Below are 15,954 nucleotides of genomic sequence, written 5' to 3' on the forward strand. Positions count from 1 at the left end.
GAAATGGTAATGCCTGGTGACAACGTACAAATGACTGTTACTTTGATCGCTCCGATTGCGATGGAAGACGGTCTGCGCTTCGCGGTTCGCGAAGGTGGTCGTACTGTTGGTGCTGGCGTAGTTGCCAAAATCCTCGACTAACTCTGTTGTGAGTTGGTGAGGCTCGGGGTGGCTAGCCGCCCCGTTTGATTTTTAGGCCAGTAGTTCAATTGGTAGAGCGTCGGTCTCCAAAACCGAAAGTTGGGGGTTCGAGTCCCTCCTGGCCTGCCATTTCATTGCTTGATTAGTAGGTTGTTTGTTGCATGAGTACAAAAAACGAGCCTAAAGAGTATCGCCTTGATGCCTTAAAGTGGCTGCTGGTGATCGCTGTTGTGGCCGTCGGGGTTGTGGGTAACTCAATGTACTCCGCCCAGCCATTACTCTATCGTGTGTTGGCTTTGCTGGCGCTGGGTTTGGTGGGGTTGGTGGTTGCTTCGCAAACGGCTAAAGGCAGCTCCCTCATACAGTTAATGCGTGAGGCGGTGGTTGAGGTGCGTAAGGTCGTTTGGCCAACTCGCCAAGAAACCAATCAGACTACTTTGTTGGTTGTTGCTGTTGTCATTGTAATGGCATTGATTCTCTGGGGGCTGGATACCATTTTTGGTTTTGCAGCGTCCAAGATAATAGGATAAGCACTCATGGCGAAGCGTTGGTACGTCGTTCACGCGTATTCTGGCTACGAAAAAAAGGTGGCCACTTCCCTGCGCGAGCGTATTGAACTGCATCAGATGCACGACAGTTTTGGCGATGTCTTGGTTCCTACCGAAGAAGTAGTCGAGATGCGTGGCGGTCAGAAGCGCAAAAGTGAGCGTAAGTTCTTCCCCGGGTACGTGCTGGTGCAGATGGAGTTGAATGATGACTCCTGGCATTTGGTGAAAGATACACCACGCGTTATGGGATTTATCGGCGGTAAGGCGGACAAGCCGGCACCGATTACCGATAAAGAAGCTCAGGCTATTCTGCAGCGAGTCGATGACTCGATTGAGAAGCCCAAGCCCAAGACTATGTTTGAGCCGGGTGAAATGGTTCGCGTTATTGATGGCCCCTTCAACGACTTTAATGGTGTGGTTGAAGAGGTTAATTACGAGAAGAGTCGCCTGCGTGTAGCGGTGCTGATCTTCGGTCGCTCTACACCAGTAGAGCTGGAGTTTGGTCAGGTCGAAAAAACCTGATTGCTCCAACACTGGATTTTAATGACCTTCCTTTGCTTGTCGCAGAGGGAGGTTTTTGCGTCCTCGCCGCTTGTGTAGCGATCGGCGAGATTGTCGGGGAGCCTGCGACGGAGAGTTTACTTTCCTGAGGCGTTATCACCCATTATTGGAGAAGTGATATGGCTAAGAAAGTACAAGCCTACATCAAATTGCAAGTTGGTGCAGGCAAAGCAAATCCAAGTCCACCCGTTGGTCCAGCGTTGGGTCAGCACGGTGTAAATATTATGGAGTTCTGTAAGGCGTTTAACGCACAGACTCAAGGTCTGGAGCCAGGCGCTCCGGTACCGGTTGTGATCAGTGTTTACAATGATCGCAGCTTTACCTTCACTATGAAGACTCCTCCAGCGTCTTACTTGCTGAAAAAAGCAGCGGGTATCAAGTCTGGCTCGAGCAACCCTAACACTAAGAAAGTGGGTACGGTTACTCGTGCACAGCTGGAAGAAATCGCGACTGCCAAAGAGCCCGATTTGACTGCGGCTGATATGGACGCTGCGGTACGTACCATCGCCGGCTCTGCCCGTTCGATGGGTCTTGATGTGGAGGGCGTATAACATGGCTAAATTGTCTAAGCGTCAGCGCGTAATCGCTGAGAAAGTAGATGCTACTAAGCAGTACAGTCTGGAAGACGCAGTTGCTCTGCTGAAAAAGCTCTCTAGCGTTAAGTTTGCAGAGACTGTTGATGTATCCATTAATCTGGGTATCGATCCCCGTAAGTCTGACCAGTCTGTGCGCGGTGCTACCACCTTGCCAAACGGCACTGGTAAAGATGTGCGTGTTGCTGTATTCGCTCAGGGCGCAAATGCCGACGCTGCAAAAGAAGCTGGTGCTGACCTGATTGGTATGGACGAACTGGCAGCAGAAATCAAAGGCGGCATGATGGACTTTGATGTTGTTGTGGCCAGCCCGGACGCCATGCGTGTCGTGGGTCAGTTGGGTCAGGTTCTGGGGCCTCGCGGTCTGATGCCTAACCCTAAGACTGGCACCGTTACACCAGACGTCGCCACTGCGGTTAAAAATGCCAAAGCCGGTCAGGTGCGTTATCGCGCGGACAAAGGCGGCATTATTCACGGCGGCATTGGCAAGCTGACTTTTGACGCGAACGCGCTGAAAGAAAATTTGGAAGCGCTGGTAGTCGACCTGAAAAAGGCCAAACCAGCAAGTGCCAAAGGTATATACCTGAAGAAGATCGCGCTGAGCACGACCATGGGTCCAGGCTTGGTGATTGATCAGTCTTCACTGACTGTTTAATAGCAGTCGCAACGAACTTTGGGGTCTGCCTTTGGCAGGCCGTCAAAGACCGTAGGCGATTCACGGCGATTAATGCGTGAATCTTAATCCTCCAGCCTACGCAGACGGTGGACCCTCTTCGGCTAGACGCCGAAGATATTCACCGAATCATCGCCAGTCGGGCTTGTTCTGGCTGGTGCAAGAAAAACGACAGAGTTATCTGTCAAACCCAGGAGAAATCCCGTGGCATTAGGACTTGAAGGTAAAAAAGCGATTGTCGCTGAAGTCCAGGAAGCTGCGAAGGGCGCTCTGTCAGCGGTTGTTGCCGATTCACGCGGCGTAACTGTAGACAAAATGACTGCCCTGCGTAAAGAGGCTCGTGAGAGCGGCGTTTGGTTAAAAGTCGTTCGCAACACCTTGGCTCGTCGCGCTGTTGAGGGTACCGAATACGAATGTCTTGTTGAGAGCTTCGTCGGCCCTACTCTGATTGCATTCTCCACCGACCACCCAGGTGCCGGTGCGCGTATTCTTAAAGAATATGCTAAGACTGATGACAATCTGGAGCTGAAAATAGCAGCTTTTGAAGGCGAATTGGTTGATATCGCAATGTTGGCATCACTGCCTACTTACGACGAAGCAATCGCCAAGCTGATGAGCGTTATGAAAGAAGCTTCCGCTGGCAAACTGGTTCGCACTATTGCAGCCATTGGCGACAGCAAAGAACAGGATGCTGCTTAATTTAATAGCGGCTTAACCTTAAAGACACATTGAGCGATAGCTCAAACAGATAGGAATTGAGACATGTCTGTATCTAAAGAAGATATCATCGAAGCAATTGCTGAGATGTCAGTAAAAGATGTTGTAGAGCTGGTTTCTGCGATGGAAGAAAAATTCGGCGTATCTGCAGCAGCTGCTGTTGCTGCTGGCCCTGCTGGCGATGCTGGCGGTGCTGCTGAAGAGCAAACCGAGTTTGACGTAATCATCACCGGCGCTGGTGAGAAGAAAGTGAACGCGATTAAAGCTGTTCGCGAAATCACCGGTCTTGGCCTGAAAGAAGCTAAAGCGATCGTTGAAGAAGCACCTAAAGCTGTTAAAGAAGGTGTTTCTAAAGAAGACGCTGAAGCTGCTAAGGCTAAGCTGGAAGAAGCAGGTGCGTCTGCTGAGCTTAAGTAATTACTTGAGTTCAAAAAAGTCTAACGAACTGGTTGGGCTTGGGAGGGAAACCTCCCTGGGCTGGTGGGTTTTACCCGCCAGCCTTTTTCCGTTTTCGGTCAATTGATCTGGCCGGGCAGCGCTCGCTGTCGTAGACGCGCAAGGCGTGGCAGCGCCGCAAAGGGATAGTAAAACATACGCAACGCGTATATGCGGCCTAAGGGCCCGTTCCGTGAACAAGCTGGGGAATACAGATGGCTTACTCATACACTGAGAAAAAACGTATCCGCAAGGACTTTGGCAAATTGCCACACGTCATGGATGTGCCTTATCTATTGGCGATTCAGCTGGATTCTTACAGAAAATTTACCCAGGCAGATGCAACTGGTGAAGAGCGTCAAGATATCGGCTTACACGCCGCTTTCCGCTCTGTGTTCCCAATTGCCAGCTATTCTGGCAACGCAGCTCTCGAATATGTCAGTTATATGCTGGGCAAGCCGGCATTTGATGTAAACGAATGTATTTTGCGTGGGGTGACTTATTCTGCACCACTGCGCGTAAAAGTTCGGCTGATTATCTATGATAAAGATTCAGCGAACAAAGCAATTAAAGACATTAAAGAACAAGAAGTGTACATGGGTGAGATTCCACTCATGACCGAGAACGGTACCTTTGTCATCAACGGTACCGAGCGTGTAATCGTGTCTCAGTTGCACCGCTCCCCAGGTGTGTTCTTTGACCACGACAAAGGTAAAACTCACTCGTCTGGCAAGTTACTTTACAGCGCCCGTATTATCCCTTATCGCGGCAGCTGGTTGGACTTTGAGTTTGATCCGAAAGATTTGGTCTTCGTGCGTATTGACCGTCGTCGTAAGTTGCCAGCGTCTATTCTGTTGCGCGCGCTGGGCTTCAGCTCACAAGAAATGTTGGATATGTTCTTCGAGACCAGTACGTTCACACTGGGCGAAGATGGCCAATTTACCTTTAAAGTGGTGCCGTCGCGCCTGCGCGGTGATGTAGCCACTTTCGACATCAAGGACAAAAAAGGCAAGCTTCTCGTTGAAGAGGGGCGCCGTGTTACGGCTCGCCACATCCGCCAGTTGGAAAAAGCTGGTGTCGATGAAATGGCAGTACCGGCGGAGTATCTATTGGGTCGCGCACTCGCGAAAGACATTATTGACCCGGAAACCGGCGAAGTTCTGCTTGAGTGTAACGCCGAGATCACTGCAGATGCCTTGGATATCCTCTCCAAAGCTAATGTACAGGTCGTAGAAACGCTTTACACCAATGAACTGGATTGTGGTCCGTTCATGTCAGACACCCTGCGCAACGATCCTACCCGCACTCAGCTAGAAGCGTTGGTAGAGATCTATCGCATGATGCGTCCTGGTGAGCCGCCAACCAAAGAGTCTGCCGAAGCTCTGTTCAACAACTTGTTCTTTACCCAAGAGCGCTACGATTTGTCTGCGGTTGGCCGCATGAAATTCAATCGTCGTCTGGGACGTGAAGACGAGTTTGGTGAAGGCATCCTGTCTAACGACGATATTGTCGACGTAATGAAAACCCTGATCTCCATCCGCAACGGTAAAGGCGTTGTCGATGATATTGACCATCTGGGTAACCGTCGTATTCGCTCTGTGGGTGAGATGGCAGAAAACCAATTCCGTGTCGGTTTGGTTCGAGTTGAGCGCGCGGTTAAAGAGCGCTTGTCGATGGCTGAAAGCGAAGGCTTGATGCCGCAAGATTTGATTAACGCCAAGCCCGTCGCCGCTGCCATTAAAGAGTTCTTTGGCTCTTCGCAGTTGTCGCAGTTTATGGATCAGAACAACCCGCTGTCTGAGGTCACTCACAAGCGTCGTGTTTCTGCATTAGGGCCTGGTGGTCTGACTCGTGAACGCGCGGGCTTTGAGGTTCGCGATGTACACCCGACGCACTACGGTCGTGTTTGTCCAATCGAGACGCCAGAAGGTCCAAACATTGGTTTGATTAACTCTTTGGCCACTTACTCGCGAACCAACAGCTACGGGTTCCTGGAAACACCTTACCGCCGCGTTGTCGACGGTAAAGTGACCGATCATATCGAATTCCTGTCAGCTATTAACGAAGCTGAGTTCGTTATCGCTCAGGCATCTGCCAAGTTGAACGAAGAAGGCCGCTTGATCGAAGATCTGGTGTCGGTTCGTCACTACAACGACTTCACCCTGAAAAATGCTTCTGAAGTTCAGTTGATGGATGTGTCTCCGCGCCAAGTTGTATCGGTTGCCGCGTCATTGATTCCGTTCCTTGAACACGATGATGCTAACCGCGCCTTGATGGGTTCGAACATGCAGCGTCAGGCTGTACCCACACTAAAAGCTGAAAAGCCTCTAGTAGGTACAGGCATGGAGCGCAATGTTGCCGCAGACTCCGGTGTGTGTGTGGTCGCTAAGCGTGGCGGCGTTATCGATCGTGTTGATGCCGGTCGTATCGTGGTTAAAGTTCGCGATGACGAAGTTGAAGCGGGCGATGCTGGTGTCGACATTTACAACCTGATTAAGTACACACGTTCTAACCAGAACACCTGTATTAACCAGCGTTCTATTGTGAACGTGGGTGATGAAATCCACCGCGGTGACATCTTGGCTGATGGTCCCTCAGTGGATATGGGTGAGCTTGCTCTGGGGCAGAACATGCGCATCGCGTTTATGCCCTGGAACGGTTACAACTTTGAGGATTCAATCCTCGTTTCTGAGCGTGTTGTGCAGGAAGATCGTTTCACCACGATTCACATTCAGGAACTGACCTGTATTGCTCGTGACACCAAGTTGGGCAGCGAGGAGATCACCTCCGATATTCCTAACGTGGGTGAGAATGCACTGAACAAGTTGGACGAGTCCGGTATTGTTTATATCGGTGCTGAAGTCGGTGGTGGCGATATTCTGGTTGGTAAGGTGACACCGAAAGGTGAAACCCAGCTGACGCCAGAGGAAAAGCTGCTGCGCGCCATTTTCGGTGAGAAAGCGTCTGACGTTAAAGATACTTCCCTGCGTGTGCCTTCGAGCACCAAAGGTACCGTCATTGACGTTCAGGTGTTTACTCGCGATGGTCTGGAAAAAGATCAGCGCTCGCAGGAAATTGAAAAAGCCCAGCTGGACGAAGTTCGCAAAGACTTGAACGAAGAATTCCGCATTATGGAGGCGGCCACTCTGGAGCGTTTGCGCTCTGTTATTCGCGGCCAAAAAGTGGCGGCGGGTAAAGGCGTCAAGAAAGGCGAAGAGTTGACTGACGAATTGCTGGATAGTTTCGAGACTGAGCAGTGGTTTAAATTGCGTGTTGCCGATGACGCTCTTAACGAGCAAATCGATCGCGCGGAAGAGCGTTTGGCGGCTTGTCGTAAAGATCTCGATGAGCGCTTCGATGATAAGAAACGCAAGCTGTCCACTGGCGACGATTTGGCGCCAGGTGTTCTGAAAATTGTTAAGGTTTATTTGGCAATTAAGCGTCGCATCCAGCCCGGCGACAAAATGGCCGGTCGTCACGGTAACAAAGGTGTTATCTCGGTCATTATGCCGGTTGAAGATATGCCTTATGACGAAAACGGTCAGCCGGTCGATATCGTACTGAACCCTCTGGGTGTGCCGTCGCGGATGAACGTTGGTCAGATCTTAGAAACCCACTTGGGGCTGGCCGCGAAAGGTTTAGGTGTCAAGATTGACGACATGATCCGTCAGCAAAAAGCAGTGAATGAAGTTCGCGGCTTCCTCGAGAAAGTTTACAACGAGACGGGTGACGTTTACGCCAAAGAAGATTTGGTGAATTTCTCTGATAAAGAGATTATGGACCTCGCCAACAACTTGCGTGGCGGTGTGCCTATGGCCACTGCGGTCTTTGACGGTGCGAAAGAGCACGAAATCAAAGCCCTGCTGCGCCTTGCTGATCTGCCTGATTCTGGTCAGATGCAGTTGTTCGACGGCCGAACTGGTACTCAGTTCCAGCGCCCGGTCACTGTCGGCTATATGTACATGTTGAAACTGAACCACTTGGTGGACGACAAGATGCACGCGCGTTCTACCGGTTCTTATAGTCTTGTTACACAGCAGCCGCTGGGTGGTAAGGCGCAGTTCGGTGGTCAGCGCTTCGGTGAGATGGAAGTGTGGGCACTGGAAGCATACGGCGCAGCGTACACGTTGCAGGAAATGTTGACCGTGAAATCGGATGACGTTGCCGGCCGTACCAAAATGTACAAAAACATTGTCGATGGCGACCACCGTATGGAGCCGGGCATGCCGGAATCCTTTAACGTACTTGTTAAAGAAATCCGTGCCCTCGGCATCAATATGGAACTGGAGGAAGACAATTAATTGTCTTCGAACTTAATCGGTAAGTGCGGGGCAATAAGCCCCGTATCGTGTGCGAACTGCACTACTGGAGCCCACTGGAGGAAGTGCCTTGAAAGACTTACTTAATCTGCTCAAGTCCCAGGGACAGACTGAAGAATTTGATGCGATTCGTATTGGCCTAGCGTCGCCAGAGATGATTCGCTCTTGGTCTTTTGGTGAAGTGAAAAAGCCAGAGACTATTAACTACCGTACATTCAAACCTGAACGCGAAGGTTTGTTTTGTGCCAAGATTTTTGGTCCGGTAAAAGACTACGAGTGTTTATGTGGCAAGTATAAGCGCATGAAGCACCGCGGTATTATCTGTGAGAAATGTGGCGTAGAAGTGACTCTGGCGAAAGTTCGCCGTGAGCGCATGGGGCACATAGAACTGGCCAGTCCAGTGGCTCACATTTGGTTCCTTAAATCTCTGCCAAGCCGTATCGGCTTGTTGTTGGATATGACTCTGCGCGACATCGAGCGTGTACTGTACTTCGAGTCGTACGTAGTCACTGATCCCGGTATGACCACACTTGAGCGTGGCCAGTTGCTGACCGATGAGCAGTACTTCGAGTCCATGGAAGAGTTCGGCGATGAGTTCGAAGCACTGATGGGTGCTGAGGCGATTAAAGCGCTGATGGCTGATATCAATCTCGAAGAAGAAATTCAGCGTCTGCGTGAAGAAATCCCGAACACTAACTCGGAAACTAAGATTAAAAAGTTCTCCAAACGCTTAAAGCTTTTGGAAGCTTTCTTTCATTCAGGTAATAACCCTGAGTGGATGGTCATGGAAGTGCTGCCGGTGTTGCCGCCAGATCTTCGTCCATTGGTACCGCTGGATGGTGGTCGTTTTGCGACCTCTGATCTGAATGACCTGTATCGCCGCGTTATTAACCGTAACAACCGCCTGAAGCGATTGTTGGACCTCAACGCTCCGGACATCATCGTGCGCAACGAAAAGCGTATGTTGCAAGAGTCTGTGGATGCGCTGCTGGATAACGGTCGTCGCGGTCGTGCCATTACCGGTTCTAATAAGCGCCCACTGAAATCTTTGGCCGACATGATCAAAGGTAAACAAGGTCGTTTCCGTCAGAACCTGTTGGGTAAGCGTGTGGACTACTCAGGTCGCTCGGTTATTGTGACCGGTCCTGCCCTGAAACTGCATCAGTGCGGTCTGCCCAAGAAAATGGCGTTGGAGCTGTTCAAGCCGTTTATCTTTAGCAAACTGGAGCTGCGTGGCCTGGCCACGACCATTAAAGCAGCCAAGAAAATGGTTGAGCGCGAAGAACCAGTGGTATGGGATATTCTCGACGAAGTCATTCGCGAGCATCCGGTATTGCTGAACCGTGCACCGACTCTTCACCGTTTGGGTATTCAGGCGTTCGAACCCGTTTTGATCGAAGGTAAAGCGATTCAGCTGCACCCGTTGGTGTGTGCGGCCTATAACGCCGACTTCGACGGTGACCAGATGGCGGTTCACGTGCCGTTGACTATTGAGGCTCAACTCGAAGCGCGTGCGTTGATGATGTCAACCAACAACATCCTGTCGCCAGCGTCCGGTGAGCCCATCATCGTGCCGTCGCAGGACGTTGTATTGGGTTTGTACTGGATGACCCGCGAACGCATTAACGCCAAAGGTGAGGGTATGGCCTTCGCCGATGTGGCGGAAGTGTCGCGCGCTTACTACGGCGGTCAGGTTGATCTGCAAGCCAAGGTTCGAGTTCGTATTGACGAAACCATTGTGGGCAGTCAGGGCGAGAAACAGGCCACTAAACGATTAGTGGAATCGACCGTTGGTCGTGTTCTGCTGTGGGAAATTGTACCGGAAGGTATTCCTTTCGAAATGATTGATCGCGCCATGGTAAAGAAAGCCATCTCTGGTGTAATCAACCATTGTTACCGTGTCGTGGGTTTGAAGGCGACGGTTATTTTCGCTGACCAATTGATGTACATGGGTTACGACTTCTCGACCAAGTCCGGCTCATCCATTGGTGTGAACGACTTTGCCATCCCCGACGACAAGCACGAGATTGTTGGCCGCGCTGAAGCGGAAGTAAAAGAAATTGAAAGCCAGTTTGCTTCCGGCCTGGTAACCGCTGGTGAGAAGTACAACAAGGTAATTGATATCTGGTCTCGCGCCAACGACTTGGTTGCCAAGTCGATGATGGACGGCATTAGCTTTGAGTCAGTGATTAACCGTGATGGTGAAGAAGAGCAGCAAACTTCTTTTAACTCGGTTTACATGTACGCCGACTCCGGTGCTCGTGGTAGCCCGGCGCAGATTCGTCAGTTGGCGGGTATGCGTGGTCTGATGGCCAAGCCAGATGGCTCTATCATTGAAGCGCCTATTACGGCGAACTTCCGTGAAGGTCTGAATGTTGGTCAGTACTTTATTTCGACACACGGTGCGCGTAAAGGTTTGGCTGATACCGCACTGAAAACAGCAAACTCCGGTTACCTGACTCGTCGTTTGGTGGATGTTGCCCAAGACTTGGTTGTGACGCTGAACGATTGCGGTACCGACGAAGGTCTGGAAATGGCCCCAGTGATCGAAGGCGGCGACGTTATTGAGTCTCTGGGTGACCGAATTCTCGGTCGTATTGTGGCCCGCGATGTGGTTCGCCCTAATTCGGACGAAATCCTGGTGCCCGCTGGCACCATGATCGACGAAGCCTGGGTTGAGCGCGTTGAAGGCATGGGTATCGATGAAGTGCTGGTGCGTTCGCCGATTACCTGTGACGCCCGTACCGGTATTTGTTCTATGTGTTACGGCCGTGACCTGGCCCGTGGTCACCGCGTTAACGTCGGTGAGGCTGTCGGTGTTATCGCTGCTCAGTCAATCGGTGAGCCAGGCACTCAGTTGACCATGCGTACATTCCACATTGGTGGTGCGGCATCGAGAGCGTCAGCGGCTGATAACGTACAAGTTAAGCAAGAGGGTACGATTCGCCTGATTAACGTTAAGGTTGTGACTAACTCTGACGGCAATCTGGTTGCGGTTTCGCGTTCTGGTGAGTTGGCGGTTGCCGATGCCCAGGGCAGTGAACGTGAGCGTTATAAAATTCCATACGGCGCCGTGATCACCGTAAAAGACGGTGAGAAAGTCGATGGTGGTCAGGTTATCGCTAAATGGGATCCACACACTCACCCCATCGTGACTGAAGTGGCCGGTAAGGTAAACTTCTCTGGCATGGAAGATAACCTGTCGGTGCGTCGTACCACTGATGAGCTGACCGGTCTCTCCTCTATCGAGGTGATGGACCCGTCTGAGCGCCCATCGGCGGGTAAAGATATGCGCCCAGCGGTGACTTTGACCGACGCTAACGACAACGAATTGTGTCTGCCTAATACCACAATGCCTGCGCACTACATGCTGCCGGCCAGTGCTATTTTGAGTATTTCGGACAAAGCCGACATTAAAGTGGGTGACGTAATTGCGCGTATCCCACAAGAAGGCTCTAAGACTCGTGACATTACCGGTGGTTTGCCACGTGTAGCCGACTTGTTTGAGGCGCGCAAGCCGAAAGAGCCGTCTATTTTGGCGGAGATTTCAGGTACCGTTACCTTCGGTAAAGAGACAAAAGGCAAGCGTCGCCTGGTGATTACCCCTAGCGATGGTCAGCCGCTGGAAGATGGCTCGACCCATTACGAAGTGTTGATTCCTAAGCACCGTCAATTGACAGTGTTTGAGGGTGAGCAAGTTGTGAAGGGTGAGGTTGTATCCGACGGTCCAAGCAACCCGCACGATATCTTGCGACTTAAAGGTGTTGAGGCTCTGGCGAGCTACATCACCAACGAGATTCAAGACGTTTACCGCTTGCAGGGTGTGAAGATCAACGATAAGCACATCGAGACCATCGTTCGTCAGATGCTGCGCAAAGTAGAAATCACCGGTATGGGTGATTCCAGCTTCGTGAAAGGCGAGCAAGTCGAATACACCAATGTGCTGCAAGAGAATGAGCAACTGCGCTCACAGGACAAGCAGCCAGGTAAGTTTGAGCGCCTGTTGTTGGGTATTACCAAGGCATCTTTGGCAACCGAATCCTTTATTTCGGCAGCCTCGTTCCAGGAAACTACCCGCGTACTGACCGAAGCGGCGGTAACCGGCAAGAAAGATTCACTGCGCGGCTTGAAAGAGAACGTCGTAGTGGGTCGCCTGATTCCGGCCGGTACTGGTTTGGCTTATCACAGCGAGCGCAAGCGCAAGCGTGAAGAGGCGCTGGAATTCGCTGATACAGGCGTCAGTGCAGAAGATGTAGAAGCAGCTCTGACCGAAGCATTGAAGTCTAGCGGCAACTAAGCAAATTAGCCCCTTCGGGGGCTATTGAGGCTAATTGCTCCGGTATGATTGTGCCGGGGCGGGCAATATTTGTTCGATTGGCCTTGACGAGGGTGGGTGGCGTCTTTACAATGCGCGACCCACTTTTTGTAGAAGTGGGAGGTAGCTGCGGCTATCTTCTTTAAACTGGCCTCATTTGAGGCGTTTTATAATTTTTGGAGTTTATTTTCATGGCAACGATCAACCAGTTGGTTCGTAAGCCGAGAAAACGTAAGGTTCAAAAGAGCGATGTACCTGCTCTGCAAGCCAACCCACAAAAACGTGGCGTTTGCACCCGCGTTTACACTACCACACCGAAGAAGCCGAACTCTGCATTGCGTAAAGTATGTCGTGTTCGTCTGACCAACGGTTTTGAGGTTACCTCATACATTGGTGGTGAAGGGCATAACTTGCAAGAGCACAGTGTTGTACTGATTCGTGGCGGTCGTGTAAAAGACTTGCCAGGTGTTCGTTACCACACTGTTCGCGGTTCACTGGATACTGCCGGTGTTAACAACCGTAAGCAAGGTCGCTCTAAGTACGGTACCAAGCGTCCTAAGTAAGGCGCTGTTACGTTTTCGGGTAGAACCGAGTAAGGCCAGGCTTTATGTCCTGGACAACCCCTGAAGAGAGGCTATTAACATGCCAAGAAGAAGAGTTGTCGCGAAACGCGAAATTTTGCCGGATCCTAAATTCGGCAATGTTACTCTGGCAAAGTTCATGAACCACGTAATGATCAGTGGTAAGAAGTCCGTAGCAGAAAAAATTGTCTACGGTGCGCTGGATATTGTAAATGAAAAGCTCAATCGCGATCCGATTGAAGTTTTCGACGAAGCATTGGATAACATCGCACCGCTGGTGGAAGTTAAATCCCGCCGCGTGGGTGGCGCGACCTACCAAGTACCGGTAGAAGTTCGTCCTGCTCGTCGTACCGCACTGGCTATGCGCTGGTTGGTAGATTACTCGCGCGGTCGCGGCGAGAAGTCTATGCCTGCCCGTTTGGCTGGCGAGTTGATTGATGCTTCGCAGAACAAAGGTTCTGCAGTGAAGAAGCGTGAAGACGTGCACCGTATGGCTGAGGCCAACAAAGCGTTCTCTCACTTCCGCTTCTAATATTGTAAGCATTGAGAAACAAAAGGCAGCTATTATGGCTGCCTTTTACTATTTAAACCGGTCATTTTTTCGGTCGGTAACAAGAGGCCTCCCTCAGCTTCTTAGGCGACAAGCCATGCTCCAGCATATTTGCCCATTTTTGCTGGACTCCTTCCGGGCAGCGATTACAATTAGCCCGGCTATCTAATGATTTGCTTTTGGTAACGGGAGAACACCCTAGTGGCACGTAAGACGCCCATTGCTCGCTATCGTAATATCGGTATTTGCGCTCACGTAGATGCAGGTAAAACGACCACTACAGAACGCGTACTGTTTTACACTGGCCTTTCGCACAAGATTGGCGAGGTACACGACGGTGCCGCTACCACCGACTGGATGGAACAGGAGCAAGAGCGCGGTATCACCATTACCTCCGCGGCTGTGACTACGTTCTGGTCAGGCATGCGCAAGCAATTCGACCAACACAGAATCAATATTATCGATACACCAGGGCACGTAGACTTCACCATTGAGGTCGAGCGTTCTTTGCGTGTGCTGGATGGCGCAGTTGTGGTGTTGTGTGGCTCCTCTGGCGTGCAACCACAAACAGAAACGGTGTGGCGTCAAGCCAACAAATACGAAGTCCCTCGTTTGGTGTTCGTTAATAAGATGGATCGCACAGGCGCAGACTTTACTCGCGTCGTGGAACAGCTGCGCGAGCGCCTAGGGGCCAACGCCGTCCCTCTGCAGATGACTATCGGCTCAGAAGATGAGTTTAGGGGCGTGGTTGACCTGATCAAAATGCAGGCCGTCATCTGGAATGAAGATGACATGGGCACGACTTTTGAGTATCAGGATATTCCAGACGAATTAAAAGAGACTTGCGATGAAATGCGCGAGTATCTGGTTGAAGCTGCGGCAGAGGCCGACGACGACCTAATGAACAAGTACCTCGAGGGTGAAGATCTCTCTGAGGAAGAGATCAAAGCGGCGCTTCGCAAGCGCACTCTGGCCAATGAAATTATTCCTGTGCTGGGTGGCTCTGCGTTTAAAAATAAAGGTGTCCAGGCTGTGCTGGATGCTGTCATTGAGTATCTACCGGCACCCACCGAAGTTAAAGCCATTGAAGGGCTGCTCGAAGATGGCGAAACCGTTGATACCCGCGCGGCCGATGATTCCGCCCCTTTTGCCGCACTGGCCTTTAAAATCGCAACAGATCCGTTTGTTGGCACCTTGACGTTTTTCCGCGTCTATTCTGGTACATTGGCGACTGGCGACATGGTGTTTAACCCCGTTAAGAGTAAAAAAGAGCGCATTGGTCGCATGGTACAAATGCATGCCAACGACCGCCAGGAAATTAAAGAAGTTTTGGCCGGTGACATCGCCGCCGGCATCGGTTTTAAAGATGTCACCACGGGTGAGACCTTGTGTTCACCTAAAAGTGTTATCACCCTGGAGCGAATGGAATTCCCTGAACCTGTTATTCACGTGGCAGTCGAGCCTAAGAGCCAGGCCGATCAGGAAAAAATGGGTGTTGCCCTCGGTAAGCTGGCCCAGGAAGACCCCTCGTTCCGTGTAAAGACAGACGAGGAAACAGGCCAGACAATTATCGGTGGAATGGGAGAGTTGCACCTCGACATTATCGTTGATCGCATGAAGCGCGAATTTAGCGTCGAAGCTAATATTGGTAAGCCTCAGGTCGCTTATCGCGAACGCATTAGCAACACCTGTGAAATTGAAGGCAAGTTCGTTCGCCAGTCCGGTGGTCGTGGTCAGTACGGTCATGTATGGATACGTTTCGAGCCCGCCGAGGACGACAACGCCGAAGGTTTAGATTTTGTCAACGAAATTGCCGGTGGCGTTGTACCCAGAGAATACATACCTGCGGTTAGCAAGGGCATTGAGGAGCAAATGCAAAATGGTGTTCTTGCTGGCTATCCGCTGTTGGGGCTTAAGGCCACGCTGTACGATGGTTCTTTCCACGATGTGGACTCTAACGAAATGGCGTTTAAAATAGCCGCCTCAATGGCGACCAAAAAACTCGCACAGGAAGGCGGTGCTGTTCTTCTGGAGCCCATCATGAAAGTCGAGGTGGTAACTCCGGAGGAAAACATGGGCGACGTGGTTGGTGACCTCAACCGTCGTCGCGGTACCATCCAGGGTATGGAAGAGAGTGCCGGTGGCAAGATTGTAAATGCTGAGGTGCCTCTGGCAGAAATGTTTGGTTATGCAACCGATTTGCGTTCTGCCACTCAAGGTCGTGCAACTTACAGCATGGAATTCAAAGACTATGCTGCCGCACCTAAAAATGTTGCTGATGAAATTATGGCTAAACATTAATATCATTAGTGAGTAAATCGCATCTTATTGACGAAAATCAGAGGACACGAAAGTGGCAAAAGAAAAGTTCGAACGGAACAAGCCCCACGTCAATGTGGGCACCATCGGTCACGTTGACCACGGTAAAACCACTCTGACAGCGGCTTTGACCCGCGTGTGTGCAGAAGTTTGGGGCGGCGCAGCTGTTGCCTTTGACGGTATTGATAACGCACCAGAAGAG

At 51.1% G+C, this 15,954-nt stretch carries 13 protein-coding genes and 1 tRNA gene; all 14 read left to right on the top strand.

Annotated features, from left to right (window positions below; genetic code table 11):
- On the top strand, nucleotides 1-141 hold a 141-nt coding region (locus tag QWI17_RS06080), incomplete at its 5' end, for an EF-Tu C-terminal domain-related protein (RefSeq protein WP_502553141.1).
- 53 nt (nucleotides 142-194) lie between these two features.
- Nucleotides 195-270, top strand: a tRNA-Trp gene (locus QWI17_RS06085).
- A 32-nt stretch (nucleotides 271-302) separates the two neighbouring features.
- Nucleotides 303-671, top strand: coding sequence for a preprotein translocase subunit SecE (secE, locus tag QWI17_RS06090; RefSeq protein ID WP_302721629.1), 369 nt, complete (start codon nucleotides 303-305; stop codon nucleotides 669-671).
- Nucleotides 672-677: 6 nt separating this feature from the next.
- Nucleotides 678-1,211, top strand: a complete 534-nt coding sequence (nusG, locus tag QWI17_RS06095; protein ID WP_302721630.1) for a transcription termination/antitermination protein NusG — start codon at nucleotides 678-680, stop codon at nucleotides 1,209-1,211.
- Between the two features lie 158 nt (nucleotides 1,212-1,369).
- Nucleotides 1,370-1,801, top strand: a complete 432-nt coding sequence (rplK, locus tag QWI17_RS06100) for a 50S ribosomal protein L11 (protein WP_302721631.1) — start codon at nucleotides 1,370-1,372, stop codon at nucleotides 1,799-1,801.
- A 1-nt stretch (nucleotide 1,802) separates the two neighbouring features.
- Nucleotides 1,803-2,498, top strand: a complete 696-nt coding sequence (gene rplA, locus QWI17_RS06105; RefSeq protein ID WP_302721632.1) for a 50S ribosomal protein L1 — start codon at nucleotides 1,803-1,805, stop codon at nucleotides 2,496-2,498.
- 222 nt (nucleotides 2,499-2,720) lie between these two features.
- On the top strand, nucleotides 2,721-3,215 hold the full coding sequence (gene rplJ, locus QWI17_RS06110; RefSeq protein ID WP_302721633.1) for a 50S ribosomal protein L10: 495 nt from the start codon (nucleotides 2,721-2,723) through the stop codon (nucleotides 3,213-3,215).
- 63 nt (nucleotides 3,216-3,278) lie between these two features.
- Nucleotides 3,279-3,650 carry a 50S ribosomal protein L7/L12 gene (gene rplL / locus QWI17_RS06115; protein WP_215977999.1) on the top strand — a complete coding sequence of 124 codons (372 nt, stop codon included), beginning with the start codon at nucleotides 3,279-3,281 and terminating at the stop codon, nucleotides 3,648-3,650.
- Nucleotides 3,651-3,883: 233 nt separating this feature from the next.
- The gene (gene rpoB / locus QWI17_RS06120) at nucleotides 3,884-7,969 is read left to right on the top strand and encodes a DNA-directed RNA polymerase subunit beta (protein WP_302721636.1); all 4,086 of its coding nucleotides are present in this window, start codon (nucleotides 3,884-3,886) and stop codon (nucleotides 7,967-7,969) included.
- A gap of 88 nt (nucleotides 7,970-8,057) precedes the next feature.
- A complete protein-coding gene (gene rpoC / locus QWI17_RS06125; RefSeq protein WP_302721637.1) occupies nucleotides 8,058-12,284 on the top strand; it encodes a DNA-directed RNA polymerase subunit beta' in 4,227 nt (1,408 codons plus the stop codon).
- Between the two features lie 209 nt (nucleotides 12,285-12,493).
- Nucleotides 12,494-12,865, top strand: coding sequence for a 30S ribosomal protein S12 (gene rpsL / locus QWI17_RS06130; protein ID WP_041524457.1), 372 nt, complete (start codon nucleotides 12,494-12,496; stop codon nucleotides 12,863-12,865).
- A 79-nt stretch (nucleotides 12,866-12,944) separates the two neighbouring features.
- Nucleotides 12,945-13,415 carry a 30S ribosomal protein S7 gene (gene rpsG / locus QWI17_RS06135; RefSeq protein ID WP_302721639.1) on the top strand — a complete coding sequence of 157 codons (471 nt, stop codon included), beginning with the start codon at nucleotides 12,945-12,947 and terminating at the stop codon, nucleotides 13,413-13,415.
- A gap of 219 nt (nucleotides 13,416-13,634) precedes the next feature.
- Nucleotides 13,635-15,734, top strand: a complete 2,100-nt coding sequence (gene fusA / locus QWI17_RS06140; protein ID WP_302721641.1) for an elongation factor G — start codon at nucleotides 13,635-13,637, stop codon at nucleotides 15,732-15,734.
- Between the two features lie 52 nt (nucleotides 15,735-15,786).
- A partial coding sequence (locus QWI17_RS06145) for a GTP-binding protein (RefSeq protein ID WP_302721642.1) occupies nucleotides 15,787-15,954 on the top strand: 168 nt, incomplete at its 3' end.

The organism is Gilvimarinus gilvus, from assembly GCF_030518155.1.
In the GTDB taxonomy this organism is placed as follows: domain Bacteria; phylum Pseudomonadota; class Gammaproteobacteria; order Pseudomonadales; family Cellvibrionaceae; genus Gilvimarinus; species Gilvimarinus gilvus.